Genomic DNA, 14,503 nt, shown 5'->3' with positions numbered 1-14,503 from the left:
CTACTTCAACCCGATGAAGGCGGCCTCCACCTTCCGGCGCCCGGGAAAGCCGGGCAGGGGGTGGCTGGTGCGCTTCGCCAGGCGCCCCTCGAAGAAGTAGGGCCGCAGGACCGCCTTCGGATCCCTGGGGGCGAAGTAGAGGATCGCGGGTTGGTGGTGGAGGGCCTGGGCCGTGAGGTAGCCCACCAGGGCGTGCTCGGACGAGTGGTAGCCGCTCTTCCACTGGTGGATCTTGGGGCCCTGCCAGGGCTCGAAGTCGGGAGGCCCGCCGGCCCCGCCCCAGACCTCGTGGTTCACGGGGTCCACCATGCGGCGGAACCAGAAGTCCGTGGTGCGGGGCAGGGGCGCGGCCTGGGCGGGATCGCGCAGGGCCAGGGTCTCGGCCAGCTGGTCCAGCTCAGCGTAGATCCACCATTCCTTGCCCGGATCCACGCTGCCGTCGCGGCGCAGGCGGGAGCCCCAGGTCCCGGAATCCGGCAGGTAGGCCTGCTTCAGCACCGCCTTGGCGCCGGTGGTGGCGAGGTCCACCAGGGCCTGGTCGTGCGTGAGCCGGCCGATGCGCTCCAGCATCCAGTAGGCCTTGGCCGTGTGGCCGAAGTCCGTGTGGCGAGAGCCCAGCCGCTTCTGCGCGGGATCGTCGATGGTGCCCCAGAACAGGTGGCGGTCGGCGTCGTGGTAGTCCTTCACCATGACGGCCGCGAGGCGCTTCAGGTCGGCGGTCCACGCTCGGCGCTCCCGGGCCGGCAGCAGGGGCGTGACCAGCAGCAGGTAGGCGTTCACCTGGTCCAGCTGGGCCACCAGCTCCTGGCGCAGCTGGTCCTTGTCCGCGTCGTCCTTCGCCACCCAGCGCAGGGCTTGCCAGTCCGGATTCCAGTACTGGGAGAAGATGTGGTCCTTGAGCCGCCGGATGTCCGCCAGCACAGCCTCGTCGCGGGTGAGGTAGTAGTACATCGCCATCCCCAGCTCCGCGTAGGCCAGGTCCTGGCTGGTGCGGGCCAGCACCTCGGGCTTCGGCTCGCCCTTCTCGAAGTAGGAGATGGCGCTGCCGGTGGCGGGGTCCAGGGCCTTGGCGCGGATGAAGGCCACGCCGTCCCGGGCCAGCTCGAGCATCTTGGGATCGCCGGTCAGGTGGTAGGCCACGCCGTAGACGTAGGTTTGGCGCGACTTCATGCGGACATAGTCGCGGCCGAACTCGGCCTGGATCCAGCCCGGCGCGTCGGCCAGCTCGGCGGGGGGCTTGGCCCAGTCCACGGCCTTGCCGTCGTTGCCGCGGAAGGTGGGGAAGTCGCCCCGGGGCGTGCCCCAGGCGTCCGGCACATTCCAGAAGGGCAGCAGGTCCTCGCGGAAGTGCCGCAGCCAGCGCTCACCCGTGGGCAGGTCGGCCGGGGCCTGAAGGATGGAAGAAGCCTGCGGCGCCTGGGTCGGATGGATTCCACCGGCGAGGGCGAGGGTGGTCAGCAGCAGCAGCGGTTTGAGCATGGGCAGGACTCCACCCCAGGAGGGAACAGCCCGTCGTGGCAGGCCGCCCGGTTGCGGAAGACGCGGGCGCGGGGCGCCTTACTGGGCCTTCGCCTTCTCCAGGACGCGCTGACGCAGGTCCTGGAACTCGGCCTCCGAGATCAGCCCGTCCTTTTTGAGCTTATCCAGCTTCTCCAGCTCGGTCCGGAGATCGAAGGGGGCGGGCGCGGGGCCCGCAGAGCGGCTACTCGCCGGCGTCGTTCCCGGTCCATCGCCGGCCTTCGGTTCTGCCGGTACCTTCGCGGCGGGCACCTTCGCGGGATCGACCTCCTCCCGAGTTCCGAGCGCATCGACCCGACCGTTCGCGAAGCGCACGAACGAGGACCGCTCGTTGACCTTGAGGGCGCCGTAGCGGTCGTAGGCTTCGTACTCGAACAGCTCGAAGCCCTGGACAACGGAGGCCCTGGTGGGCTGCCCGGCCCGGGCGATGACCTCCTTCTTGTCCATCCCGATCCTGAGCTTGCCGAAGTCCAGGTCGGGCTTGGTGCATCCGACCATCACGGCGATGGGGAGGGCGATGAGGAAAGCGGCGGGGGACCAGCGCATGGGGCGACCTCGAAGGAAATCCGGGGACCAGTATGGCGGAGCCGTGACGGGTTCCCGGGCCCAAACTGTGCCGCAGCCCTTACTTCCCGATCACCCGCACCATCTCCAGGAGCTTGCTGGAGTAGCCCCACTCATTGTCGTACCAGGCCACGAGCTTCACGAAGGTGCCGTCCAGGGCCATGCCGGCGTCGGCGTCGAAAACGGAAGTGCAGCTCTCGCCGCGGAAGTCCGTGGAGACCACCTTCTGGTCCGTGTAGCCCAGGATCCCCTTCATGGGCCCCTCGGAAGCGGCCTTCATGGCGGCGCAGATGGCCTCGTAGGTGGTTTCCGTGTTCAGCTCCGCCGTCAAATCCACCACGGACACATCGGAGGTGGGCACCCGGAAGGACATGCCCGTGAGCTTCTTGTTCAGTTCGGGAATCACCTTGCCCACGGCCTTCGCCGCGCCGGTGCTGCTGGGGATGATGTTCTCCAGGATACCCCGCCCGCCGCGCCAGTCGCGGTGGCTGAGGCCGTCCACGGTGCGCTGGGAGGCGGTGGCGGCATGCACGGTGGTCATGAGGCCGCGCTTGATGCCGAAGGTGTCGTTCAGCACCTTGGCCAGGGGCGCCAGGCAGTTGGTGGTGCAGGAGGCATTGGAGATGATGGCCTGCCCTGCGTAGGTCTCGTGGTTCACGCCGTAGACGAACATGGGCGTGGCGTCCTTGCTGGGCGCCGAAAGGACGACCTTCTTCGCCCCGGCGGTCAGGTGCTTCGAGGCCAACTCCTCCGTGAGGAAGAGGCCGGTGGCTTCGACGACGATGTCGACGCCCGCCTCATCCCACTTCAGGTCGGACGGCTCTTTGAGGGCTGTCAGCCGGATGGGCCTGCCGTTGACGAAAAGCGTGCTCCCCTCTATCGCGATATCACCCCGGAACCGGCCATGGACGGAGTCGTGCCGGAGCAGGTACGCCTGGTAGTCCGGTTTCTGCAGGTCGTTGATGGCCACGATGTCGATGTCGGGAAAGTCCTGCACCGCCGCACGGAACACCATGCGGCCGATGCGGCCGAAGCCGTTGATGCCTACCTTGATCGTCATGAATCTTCTCCAAAAATTAGGGCGTTGCCGTTCAGCGCGGAGCCGCAGAGCCGGTAAGGGCAGAGGCCTGGCGCGCCAGATCCGTGATGGCCTTCCAATCGTTCGCCGCCAGGAGGGCCTTGGGCGTCAGCCAGGAGCCGCCCACGCAGATCACGTTCGGTTGCGCGAGGTAGGCGGCGGCGGTGGCGGGAGTGATGCCGCCCGTGGGACAGAAGGCGAGCTCGCGGAAGGGGCCGGCCATAGCCTTCAGCATGGGGATGCCTCCGGCCGGCTCCGCCGGGAAGAGCTTGAGGAAGCGGAAGCCCGCGTCCATGGCCGCCATCACTTCCGTGGGCGTCATCACGCCCGGGAGTAGGGGCAGCCCTGAGCCGGCGGCGGCCTCCAGCAGGGGGCGGGTGAGGCCCGGACTCACGGCGAAGGCGGCACCCGCCTCGGCCACCTGCCGCAGGGCCTCGGGCGTGGTCACGGTCCCCGCGCCCACGTGGGCGTGGGGGAAGGCCTGGTGGATCTGCCGGATGGCCTCCAGCGCCACGGGGGTGCGCAGGGTGATTTCCAGAGTGACGATGCCGCCCGCCAGCAGGGCCTCGGCCAGAGGCAGGGCCTGGTCTAGGTGGTCGAGGGCGATCACCGGCATGACCGGCGAGGCGCGGAGGATGGTTTCGAGGGAGGTCGTCATGGCCGGCTCCGATCGAAGGCGTCGCCGAAGGAGGTGGCCCCGGCCTCGGCCTCGGTGGCGTGGGCGCGGAAGAGCCCGAACAATTCCCGGCCCAGGCCGCGCTCATGGCTCAACGCGGGTCTCGGCGCCAAGGGCCTCGCCGCCCACGCCGTGGGATCGACCCTCACTTCCAGCAGGCCCCGCTCGGCATCCAGCTCGATGACATCTCCATCACGCAGCTTGGCCAGAGGCCCGCCAGCCAGGGCTTCGGGCGAGGCGTGGATGGCGGCGGGCACCTTGCCCGAGGCGCCGGACATGCGGCCGTCCGTGACCAGGGCTACCTGGAAGCCGCGGTCCTGGAGGTTGGCCAGGGTTGGGGTGAGCTGGTGCAGCTCGGGCATGCCGTTGGCCCGGGGGCCCTGGAAGCGCACCACGGCCACCAGGTCGCCGGTCAGGCTGCCCGAGTGGTAGGCCGCCTGCAGTTCCTCCTGGCTCTCGAAGACCCGGGCGGGCGCCACGATGTGACGGTGTTCGGACTTTACGGCCGAGACTTTGATGACGGAACGGCCCAGGTTGCCCGTGAGCAGACGCAGGCCGCCGTTGGGGGCGAAGGGCCGTGACATGGGCCGCAGCACCGTCTCGTCGCCGCTGCCAGTTGGCGCATCGCGCCAGACCAACCCTTCGGCGCCCAGCTCCGGGGCTTGTGTATAGGACCGCAGGCCGGGCCCCGCCACCGTCAGCACGTCGCCGTGCAGCAGGCCCGCGTCCAACAGCTCGCGGACGAGGAAGCCCGTGCCCCCGGCCTGGTGGAAGGCATTCACGTCGGCCTGACCGTTGGGATAGACCCGCACCAGCAGCGGCACATGAGCCGACAGCTCGTCGAAGTCGCTCCAGTCGATGACGATGCCCGCGGCCCGGGCGATGGCCACCAGGTGCAGGGTGTGGTTGGTGGAGCCGCCGGTGGCCAGCAGGCCCACCATGCCGTTCACGATGGCGCGCTCGTCGATCACCAGGCCCAGGGGCGTGTACTCGGGGCTCCCCTCCACCAGCGCAGCCGCGCGGGTCGCGGCGTGACGGGTGAGCGCTTCCCGCAAGGGGCTGCCCGCGGGCACGAAGGCCGAGCCCGGCAGGTGCAGGCCCATGAGCTCCATCAGCATCTGGTTGCTGTTGGCGGTGCCGTAGAAGGTGCAGGTGCCCGGTGCCGAGTAGGATTTCGCCTCCGCTTCCAGCAGCTCGGCGCGATCCGCCAGCCCCGCGGCGGCGCGCTGACGCACCTTGGCCTTTTCGTCGTTGGGGATCCCGCTGACCATGGGCCCGCCCGGCACGAAGATCACTGGCAGGTTTCCGAATTGCAGGGCCCCGATGAGCAGGCCCGGCACGATCTTGTCGCAGACCCCCAGGCAGAGCGCCGCGTCGAAGACGTTGTGGGAGAGCGCCACCGCCGTGGCCATGGCGATGACGTCCCGGGAGAAGAGCGACAATTCCATGCCCGGCTGGCCCTGGGTGATGCCGTCGCACATGGCGGGCACGCCGCCGGCCACCTGGGCCGTGGCCCCGGCCTCCCGGGCCGCCGCCTTGATCCAGGCGGGGAAGGCACCCAGCGGCTGGTGGGCCGAGAGCATGTCGTTGTAGGCGGTGACGATGCCCAGATTGGGTTCGCGACCTTCGCGAAGCGCGGCCTTGTCGGCGCCGGCCGCGGCGAAGGTGTGGGCCAGGTTGGCGCAGGATACGTCGCAGCGATGGGGGTGCGCCGTGCCGGCCTCCCGGAGCTGGGTGAGGTAGGCGTCACGACCGCTCTGGCTGCGGCGGCGGATCCGATCTGTGAGGGCGGAAACGTGGGCGTTCAGAGCCATGAGGCGTTCCTTCCCAGGGGCTCGAGGGGGCGAGCGTGTGTAACATTATTACTTCTTGTAACCGGTTGCATCATAAAAAAAGTAGTATTCTTACACCCGGAGATCCCATGAGAACCCTGCCTGATTTCGACATGGTGTTGTTCGGTGGGACGGGCGACCTGGCCATGCGTAAGCTGCTGCCCGCCCTCTATCAGCAGGTGAAGGCCGGCAGCGTGAGCCCCGAGTCCCGGATCCTCACCGCCGCGCGCCGGTCCCTCACTCGCGAAGCCTTCCTGGAACTCGCCGAGTCCAGCTGCCGCCCCTTCCTGGGAGCGGACTACGACCCCGAGACCTGGCGCTCGTTCGCGGACCGCATCAGCTACTTCTCCATGGATGTGCAGTCCGCCGGGAGCTACGGGGCCCTGGGCGAGGCCCTGGGCCAGCATCCCGAGCGCATCCGCATCTTCTACTACTCCACGTCGCCGGATTTCTTCGCCGCCATCTCCACCCATCTGGGCGAAGCGGGGCTCATCACGCCGCAATCGCGGGTGGTGGTGGAGAAGCCCCTGGGACACGATCTGGAATCCTCGCGCGAGATCAACGACGCCGTGGGCCAGTACTTCCCGGAGCGCCAGCTCTTCCGCATCGATCACTACCTGGGCAAGGAGTCCGTGCAGAACCTGCTGGCCCTGCGTTTCGGCAACGTGCTCTTCGAGCCACTGTGGCGCCGGGAGTGGGTGCAGGACGTGCAGATCACGGTGGCAGAGCAGCTGGGTGTCGAAGGCCGGGGTGACTTCTACGAAGGCACTGGCGCCCTGCGCGACATGCTCCAGAACCACCTGCTCCAGTTGCTTTGCATCGTGGCCATGGAGCCCCCCACGGGCAGCGATCCTGACGCGGTGCGCGATGAGAAGCTCAAGGTGCTGCGTTCCCTCCGGACCTTCACGCCCCAGGAAGTCGCCGCCAAAACCGTGCGCGGTCAGTACAAGGCCGGCGCCGTGGCCGGGCAGCCCGTGGCGGGCTACCTGGAGGAACCGGGCGTGGCCCCCGACAGCCGCACGGAGACCTTCGTGGCTGTGAAGGCGGAGATCGACACCTGGCGCTGGGCGGGGGTGCCGTTCTTCCTGCGTACCGGCAAGCGGATGCCCGAGAAGCTGGCGGAAATCGTCATCAACTTCCGTCAGGTGCCCCACCACATCTTTGGCGAGCCCACCTTCGGCATCCGGGCCAACCGCCTCGTCATCCGCATGCAGCCGGATGAGAGCATGCGGCTCTATCTGGTGGCCAAGCAGCCCGGCGACGCCATGGCCCTGCAGCCGGTGCACCTCAACCTGGATTTTGCCGAGTCCTCCCGGTCCCGGCGGCTGGAAGCCTACGAGCGTCTGCTGCTCGATGCCATCCGCGGCCGGCTCACGCTCTTCGTGCGGCGGGATGAGCAGGAAGCCGCCTGGTGCTGGGTGGAGCCCATCCTCGACAGCTGGGCCGCCAGCGAGGACCGGCCCAAGTCCTATACCGCGGGCAGCTGGGGCCCCGCAGCCTCCAGCGCCCTCCTTTCCCGGGACAGCCTCGCCTGGTCCGAGGAGGACTAGGTGTGCTCCCTGCGGGAATTCCCAGATCAGGCCACGCTGACGGCGGCCCTGGCCCAGGATGTGGTCCGGCGCCTGAAGGAGGATCTCTCCCGCCAGACGCGGGCGGTCCAGGTGGTGTCCGGGGGCCGCAGCCCCATTCCCCTGTTCCAGGCGCTGGCCCGGCAGGTTCTCCCCTGGGAGCGGGTGACGGTCACGCTGGCCGACGAACGGTGGGTGCCGCCGGACCATCCCGATAGCAACGAGGCCCTGGTGCGGACCCACCTCCTGAAGGGGCCCGCGGCCGCGGCGCAGCTGGTGCCGCTCTGGAGCGATGCGGAGTCCCCCGAAGCCGCTGCGCCCATCGCGTCGGCGGCGCTTGCCGGATTGCCGCACCCGTTCAGCCATGTGCTCCTGGGCATGGGCGAGGATGGCCACATCGCCTCGCTCTTTCCCGGCGCCGCCGAGCTGGCCGAGGGCCTGAGCACGGAGGCCTGGGCCTTGGCCGTGCGACCATCGCACGCGCCCCACCCGCGCCTGAGTCTGTCCCTGCACGCACTGCTGCAAAGCCGGGGCATCACGCTGATGATCTCGGGCCAGGCCAAGCGCCAGGTCCTGGAACGGGCCATGGAGGCAGGCCCTGTGGAAGCGTTGCCGGTGCGTGCCATCCTGAGGCAGGCGGCCGTGCCGGTCTCGGTCTTCTGGGCCCCCTGACGGGCGTTGTCGGACCTTCCCCCATGTCACTGTTCAGCCGCATCCAGGCCCTTCTCGCTGACCTCCCGCCCTCCGAGCGGCGGGTGGCCGACCTGGTGCTGCACCGTCCCGTGGATGTCGTCTCTGCTCCCATTTCGCAGATCGCCGCCATGGCCAAGGTCAGCCAACCCACGGTCATCCGGTTCTGCCGTCGCCTCAAGTTCCCGGGCCTGCCTGGCTTCAAGCTGAAGCTCGCGGGCGACCTGGGCGCGGGCATCCCCTTCGTCCATGCGCGCCTGACGCCCGGCGACGACCTTGGCCACCTGATCGGCAAGGTGTTCGATAGCGCCCTGTCGGGGCTGGTCCGGGGCCGCGATGCCCTGCGCCCGGAGCGCCTGGCCCAGGCCGTGGAAGCCCTCGACCGCGCCAGCCGCATCGAATGCTATGGCCTGGGCAACTCCGGCGTCACAGCCCAGGATGCCCAGATGAAACTCTTCCGGCTGGGCACGCCCACCGTGGCCTGCATTGATTCCCAGATGCAGCGCATGGCCGCGGTTCTGCTGCCTGCCGATGCGGTGGTGCTGATCATCTCCAACTCGGGCCGCACCCGGAGCCTGCTGGAAGTGGCCGCCCTGGTCCGGCGCTCGGGCGCCACGGTGATCGCCCTCACCCGGTCGAACACACCCCTCGCCGAGGCTGCCGATATCCTGCTGCCCGCCGATGTGCAGGAGAACCCGGAGGTCTACGCACCCATGGTGGCCCGGCTCGTCCATCTCGCCATCGTCGACGTGCTGACAGTCGCGCTGGCCTTGCGAAAAGGCCCCACGGCCATCCGGCGCATGGAGGCCGCCAAGGCCTCGCTGCAGTCCACTCGGGAAGCCACGTAGGGACTAGAACATCGGCACCAAGCTACCTGGCCGCCCATGCAGCTATGCTTCGGGAACGAATCAGTCGCGGTAATCACGGAGGAGAACATGCGATACAGGAATGGGGTGATCCCGGCACTGCTCCTGGCGCTGACCCTGCTGCCTGGCGGGCCCGCCAAGGGCGCTGAAGCGAGAAAGACCCACTGGAAGCTGGCCAACTTCTCCTGGGTGAACCAGGTCCCCTTGGAGGCCGGTGCTGCTGCCAACGACCACCCCGCCAAGGTCCCCGAAGCGGTGCTCCTGAAAGTCCTGGGGTCGGTCCAGGTGCGGATGGAGGAGACCGATACGCCACTGTTCGAGGAGAAAGAGCTGGTCCCCATCGCCAAGGCCCTCCAGGAGGCCTTCGCCTCCGCCCGGCCGTCGGAGGATCTGATCCTCTTGAGCACCCAGCGGCGGGGAGGGCATTTCATGGATCCCGCCCAGGGTGTGACCGCGAGGCTCTTCCTGAAGGGGGGCGAGCTGAACCTGATCGTCCATGACGCGCGGCTGGATTTCATGGACCGCTATTCCGCCGACCGGACCCTCCCGACCTTTGCCTATGGCTCAAGAACGGCCGGTGGTCCCGCGGTCTCCCTCAAGGCTGAAGGTGCCACCCAACGGCGACCCGACTGGCTGGCGCTCCCGCTCGTGGTCCCGGCCGCTCCCCAGGCTTCCGCCCCGGCTCTTGTTCCGGCCACCCCACTGGCTACCTCACCCGGCCCCGGGGCCACCCCGCCCAGCACACCGAAGCCGGACCAGGCTTTCTACGACCTCCAGTACCAGCGCCTCAAGGCCCTGAAGCGCCTGCGGGATGAGAACCTGATCTCCGAGGCCGAATACCAGGAGAAGCGCGAGGCCATCCTCAAGACCCTCTGAGCGGGCTGGGGAGACCGCCCAGTCCTGTATGGCACGGCTTCGCGATACCCTGGGGGGATCCTCCGGAGCCTGCCATGTCCGCCTATATCCTGTCCGCCACCCGCACCGCCGTCGGCTCTTTCGGAGGGGCGATCAAGCCTCTGAATGCTGTGCAGATGGGCGCTTTGGCCATCACCGAGGCCCTCAAGCGTGCCGGCGTGGCACCGGAGGCTGTGGGCGACGTGGTCATGGGCAACGTGCTCCAGGCCGGCAGCGGCCAGAATGTCGCCCGGCTGGCGGCCCTCAAGGCCGGTCTGCCCTTCTCGACGCCCGCCCACACGCCGAACCAGGTCTGTGGCTCGGGCCTCAAGGCCGTCGCCCTGGGCGCCCAGTCCATCCTGATGGGCGACGCCGACCTCGTGGTCGCCGGCGGCACGGAAAGCATGTCCAACGCGCCCTACCTGCTGCCCGCCGCCCGCTGGGGAGCCCGCATGGGGAACGCCCAGCTCATCGACAGCATGATCCAGGACGGCCTCTGGTGCGGCCACGGCGACACCCACATGGGCATCACCGCCGAGAACGTGGCCACCAAGCACGGCATCACCCGCGAGGCCCAGGACGCCTTCTCCCTCCAGAGCCAGCAGAAGGCCGCCGCCGCCCAGGCCGCGGGCGCCTTCGACCGGGAAGTGTTCGCCGTCACCCTGGCCGGCAAGAAGGGCGACACGATCTTCAACCGTGACGAGTACATCAAGCTCGATGCCAGCGCCGAGAGCCTGGCCAAGCTCAAGCCCGCCTTCAAGAAGGACGGCACCGTGACCGCCGGGAACGCCAGCGGCATCAATGACGGCGCCGGCGCCCTGGTGCTGGTCTCCGAAGCCGCCGCCAAGGCCCACAAGCCCATCGCCCGCATCCTCGGCTTCGCGCAGGCCGGCGTGGATCCCGCCACCATGGGCCTGGGCCCAGTGCCCGCCATCCAGAAGCTGCTGGCGAAGACCGGCGTGAAGCTGCAGGACATCGACCTCTTCGAGCTCAACGAGGCCTTCGCCGCCCAGAGCCTGGGCGTGCTTGCGGAGCTGCCCGAGATCGATCCCGCCAAGGTGAACCTGCGCGGCGGCGCCATCGCCATCGGCCACCCCATCGGCGCCAGCGGCACCCGCATCCTCGTCACCCTCCTGCACCTGCTCCAGGACCAGAACAAGAGGCTCGGCCTCGCCGCCCTCTGCGTCGGCGGCGGCCAAGGGGTGGCCATGCTGGTCGAAAGACTTTGATTTGAAACCGCAGATGACGCAGATTTCGCAGATGAAATCGGCCCTATCTGCGGCCATCTGCGCCATTTGCGGTTAAATACTTCTTGTCATGATCACCCTCACCCACGTCGGCAAGCAGTACGACCGCATCCACACCGCCCTGGCGGATGTGAGCTTCGCCATCGAATCCGGGGAGTTCGTGTTCCTCACGGGCCCCAGCGGCGCCGGGAAATCCACGCTGCTGAAGTTGCTCTTCCGCGAACAGGTGCCCAGCAGCGGTGATATCCAGATGGCGGGGCACCGCCTCTCTGCCATGCCCGAAAAGGAGATCCCCCTGCTGCGCCGCAAGCTGGGCGTGGTGTTCCAGGACTTCAAGCTCATCCGGACCCGCACCATCTTCGAGAACGTGGCCTTCGTCTTGCGGGTGCTGGGCGTGAGCGCCGCGGAGCAGAAGCAGCGCACCTTCCGGGCCCTCAAGATGGTGGGCCTCCAGCACAAGCTCAGCAGCTACCCGCTCCAGCTGTCGGGCGGCGAGCAGCAGCGCGTGGCCATCGCCCGGGCCCTGGTGAACGACCCCCTGGTGCTGCTGGCGGACGAGCCCACGGGCAACCTGGATCCCGACCTCGCCCAGGAGATCATGGCCCTCTTCGAGCGCATCAACGGCCAGGGCACCACGGTCGTCGTGGCCACCCACGATCGCAGCCTCATCCAGCGCATGAAGAAGCGCGTCATCGGCCTCGACCATGGCCGCGTCGCCTTCGACCAGCCCGCGCCCACGAGCCTGGTGACGGTGTAAAAGGCCGTCCGGACTCCAAACTCCGGGTTGTCAGGAAGGGCGCTAATCTTGAATCTGCCTCGACCTTCGTCGCAGCCTCCCGAGGTCCCATGGCCCAGCCCCTTACCGATGCCCGTTTCGTCACTTCCGCGGCCGACGCGAAGAAGCTTGGCATCTGCCATGCGGAGGTGGCCTTCGTCGGGCGCAGCAACGTGGGCAAGTCCTCGCTGCTGAACGCGCTGGCCAACCAGAAGCAGCTGGCCCGGGTGTCGAAGACGCCAGGCCGCACGCGGCTCATCAATGTGTTCCTCACGGGCCCGGACCGCTGGATCGTGGACCTTCCGGGCTACGGCTTCGCCACGGGGCCCGCCGCCGAGCGCGCCACCTGGCAGAAGATGGTGGAGGGCTACCTCACGGGCCGCAGCACCCTGCGCATGGTCTTCGTGCTGGTGGACGCCGAGGTGGGCCCCACGAAGCTGGATCACCAGATGATCGACTGGCTCCGCTCCGAAGGCCTGCCCCACCGCATCGTGGCCACCAAGGCCGACCAGGTGAAGCCCAGCAAGGCCCTCAAGCAGCGCAAGGACGTGGCCGCGGACCTGGGCCTGCACGCCAGCGACATCGCCTGGGCCAGTGCCGCCAAGGGCACGGGCATCCCAGAGCTGCGCCGTGAAGTGGCGGACCTGCTGGAGCTCTGACCCGTACAAGACTCGAAGAAGAAAGGATTTACCACCAAGTTGGTGGTGATCTTTGTCTTTAAACGTAGTCCCGTCGAACCTACAACGCCTCCACGCGCCTGTCCCGCCACACCATGAACCGCCCCTCGTGGGCCCAGGGCAGGGCGATGCCGTTGGCTTCGACTTCGTGGGTGTGGAAGTGGCCCGTGAGAAAGGTGGTGCCGGGATGGGCCTGGGCGGCGGCGCGGAAGGCCTCGCGGGGGAAGGTCAGCTTGTAGGCGGCGTTGGTGGTGCGGAGCTTCCGCTCCATCCAGGCGGACACCTTCCGCGCCGTTCCCGCGGGCATCAGGCGGAACAGCAGCCACAGGGCGCTGGACCGCGACACCAGGTTCCACAGGCGGTACTGGCGGTCCGCCGTATTGATGAGGTCGCCATGCTCCCAGACGAGCGCTTCGTCTTCGAGCGTCCCGCCGATGCCTTCACCCATGAGGTCGAAGCGCGCGGCATGAGGGTCCAGGAAGTACTCCCGGTTGCCGAGCCACAGGCCCACCCAGCGGCCAGCGGCGCGGCGGGCGTCCACCCAGGCGAGGAAGGCCCGCTGCGGGCCGGTCTCCATGCCGGGGAACCCCACCCAGACATCGAATACATCCCCAAGGAAGAGCCAGTCGGCCTCGGGATGGGCGGTGGTGGCGGCCTCCAGCCCCGTGAGCGTGGCGCCCCAGTGGGGATCCGCCACGAGGATCAGGGCGCGGGCGGGGTCGGGGCGCCGCAGCTGGCCCCGCCACCAGGAAAGGGCGTCCAGACGCCGCGTCACCAGCAGGTGGAGAGAGCCGACCGACAAAGCCAAGGCGCCGCCCAGGGCATCGGCCGCCCAATCGCCCAGGTCGCAGTCGCGACCCGGGACGAAGTGCTGGTGCAGCTCGTCCGATACGCCATAGAGGGCCACGGCGGCCAGTATCAGCAGGTGGCGGCGATAGAGCGGCAGGCCAGGCCTCGTGTGCCGCAGGGCCAGGTCGATGGCCAGCGCCAGGATGCCGTACACCGTGGCGTGGGCGAACTTGTCCAAGGGCGGGGGCAGCTCGATCCCGCCCGGATAGTGCGACTGCGCACTGAGCCAGAAAATCGTCCCGGCCACGGCCAGGGGAAGGAGCCAGAATCCACGAAAGCGCATGATCCATCCAAACACAGGCGGTGCGGAGATGCGAGCCGGGCTGGCCACCGGCTCCGGGACTGCGAAAAGAGGGAGGTGCGGGGCCTTGCCATCCGCCATGAAAACCCTATCTTCCGTACGTAGGGCCCTGGCTTGGCCATGCAGAAGCCGGAGGTTCCATGACCAAGAACTTCGACTCCCTGATCCCCAGCATCGAGACGCGGGAATCCGGGTGGATGCGCATACGGGAGCGCCTCGCGACCCCCCACCAGACGCCGGCCCACCCCTCCGTCACCATCTCCAGGCAATACGGTTGTGAAGGCTACTCCCTGGGCCAGCGCCTCAAGGGGCTTCTGGAAGAGGCCTCGGGCCAACCGTGGACCGTCTTCGACAAGGCCCTCGTGGACAAGGTAGCTTCGGACGAGAGCCTGTCCCGCCAGCTCCTGGGCCATCTGGGGGATGAAAGCCATGCCCAGGATGTCCTTCGGACCCACTTCGGCCACCTCACCCACGATGATGCCTATGCCAAGGTGGTGAAACACCTCGTGCAGATCGCCATGGCTGGTTGCGCGATCATCGTCGGTCGCGGCGGCGCCGTGGCTTGCCAGGACCTGAAGAACTGCTTCCATTTCCGGCTGGAGGGCAGCTTTGACTTCCGAGTCGCGACCCTCGCCCGCCGGCTGGACTTGCCTCTGGCGGAAGCGGAGAAGCTGGTGCGCACCCAGTCGAAGCTGCGGGAGAAATTCATCAGCGAATGCCTCCACACGGACATCACCTCTTCCCGCTGGTACGACGGTGTGTTCAACAACGAACGTCAGAGCATCGACACCATCGCCCAGGCCTGCGCGCGCATCGTCATCTCCGGCTGGCCGGACAGGACCTTTTTCAAGCACGATCCGTTGCACGCGGCCCTGGTGACCCGGAGCTGATCCGGCTCAGAGTCCGGGCCTGGCAGGTCGGGCAATGCCCCACGCACGTCCAGGAGCAGACGGGACGGCTCGCCTTTG

General features: G+C 68.3%; 13 protein-coding genes and 1 pseudogene. 8 read left to right on the top strand and 6 right to left on the bottom strand.

Going from position 1 to position 14,503, the window contains the following annotated elements; genetic code table 11:
* The 5 genes from NOV74_RS14450 to edd form a co-directional block, all read right to left on the bottom strand.
* Entirely contained in the window at positions 1-1,479 is a 1,479-nt protein-coding gene (locus NOV74_RS14450; protein WP_257313925.1) for an AGE family epimerase/isomerase, read from the bottom strand.
* A 78-nt stretch (positions 1,480-1,557) separates the two neighbouring features.
* Positions 1,558-2,064, bottom strand: a complete 507-nt coding sequence (locus tag NOV74_RS14445; RefSeq protein WP_257313921.1) for an SHOCT domain-containing protein — start codon at positions 2,062-2,064, stop codon at positions 1,558-1,560.
* 79 nt (positions 2,065-2,143) lie between these two features.
* Positions 2,144-3,142 (bottom strand): type I glyceraldehyde-3-phosphate dehydrogenase, encoded by a 999-nt coding sequence (gap, locus tag NOV74_RS14440; RefSeq protein ID WP_257313918.1) that lies wholly within the window; start codon positions 3,140-3,142, stop codon positions 2,144-2,146.
* A 31-nt stretch (positions 3,143-3,173) separates the two neighbouring features.
* A complete protein-coding gene (gene eda / locus NOV74_RS14435) occupies positions 3,174-3,818 on the bottom strand; it encodes a bifunctional 4-hydroxy-2-oxoglutarate aldolase/2-dehydro-3-deoxy-phosphogluconate aldolase (protein WP_257313915.1) in 645 nt (214 codons plus the stop codon).
* Positions 3,815-5,650: a phosphogluconate dehydratase gene (gene edd, locus NOV74_RS14430; protein ID WP_257313912.1), complete on the bottom strand. Its 1,836-nt coding sequence runs from the start codon at positions 5,648-5,650 to the stop codon at positions 3,815-3,817. Before edd ends, eda begins: the two co-directional genes overlap by 4 nt.
* A gap of 107 nt (positions 5,651-5,757) precedes the next feature.
* Between edd and zwf the strand changes: the two genes are divergently transcribed.
* From zwf to yihA, 7 genes and pseudogenes are all read left to right on the top strand, one after another.
* Positions 5,758-7,218, top strand: coding sequence for a glucose-6-phosphate dehydrogenase (gene zwf, locus NOV74_RS14425; protein WP_257313910.1), 1,461 nt, complete (start codon positions 5,758-5,760; stop codon positions 7,216-7,218).
* Positions 7,219-7,824: pseudogene (gene pgl / locus NOV74_RS14420) on the top strand (6-phosphogluconolactonase); the annotation flags it as partial.
* A gap of 107 nt (positions 7,825-7,931) precedes the next feature.
* Entirely contained in the window at positions 7,932-8,774 is an 843-nt protein-coding gene (locus NOV74_RS14415) for a MurR/RpiR family transcriptional regulator (protein ID WP_257313905.1), read from the top strand.
* 87 nt (positions 8,775-8,861) lie between these two features.
* On the top strand, positions 8,862-9,668 hold the full coding sequence (locus NOV74_RS14410) for an SHOCT domain-containing protein (RefSeq protein WP_257313902.1): 807 nt from the start codon (positions 8,862-8,864) through the stop codon (positions 9,666-9,668).
* 74 nt (positions 9,669-9,742) lie between these two features.
* Positions 9,743-10,915, top strand: a complete 1,173-nt coding sequence (locus NOV74_RS14405) for a thiolase family protein (protein ID WP_257313901.1) — start codon at positions 9,743-9,745, stop codon at positions 10,913-10,915.
* A gap of 88 nt (positions 10,916-11,003) precedes the next feature.
* A complete protein-coding gene (ftsE, locus tag NOV74_RS14400; RefSeq protein WP_257313899.1) occupies positions 11,004-11,690 on the top strand; it encodes a cell division ATP-binding protein FtsE in 687 nt (228 codons plus the stop codon).
* A gap of 89 nt (positions 11,691-11,779) precedes the next feature.
* Positions 11,780-12,367 (top strand): ribosome biogenesis GTP-binding protein YihA/YsxC, encoded by a 588-nt coding sequence (gene yihA / locus NOV74_RS14395; protein WP_257313897.1) that lies wholly within the window; start codon positions 11,780-11,782, stop codon positions 12,365-12,367.
* Between the two features lie 79 nt (positions 12,368-12,446).
* On the opposite strand, the gene NOV74_RS14390 is transcribed toward yihA, so the two are convergent.
* Entirely contained in the window at positions 12,447-13,517 is a 1,071-nt protein-coding gene (locus NOV74_RS14390) for a VanZ family protein (RefSeq protein WP_257313895.1), read from the bottom strand.
* 158 nt (positions 13,518-13,675) lie between these two features.
* Here NOV74_RS14390 and NOV74_RS14385 point away from each other — a divergent pair, with 158 nt between their 5' ends.
* Entirely contained in the window at positions 13,676-14,425 is a 750-nt protein-coding gene (locus NOV74_RS14385; protein ID WP_257313894.1) for a cytidylate kinase-like family protein, read from the top strand.
* Positions 14,426-14,503: the final 78 nt, after the last annotated feature.

The sequence above is a fragment of the Geothrix fuzhouensis genome (assembly GCF_024609325.1).
GTDB classification, from domain to species: Bacteria; Acidobacteriota; Holophagae; order Holophagales; family Holophagaceae; genus Geothrix; species Geothrix fuzhouensis.
Note: the sequence above shows the minus strand (reverse complement) of the source record. Positions and strands in the feature narration are given on the sequence as shown.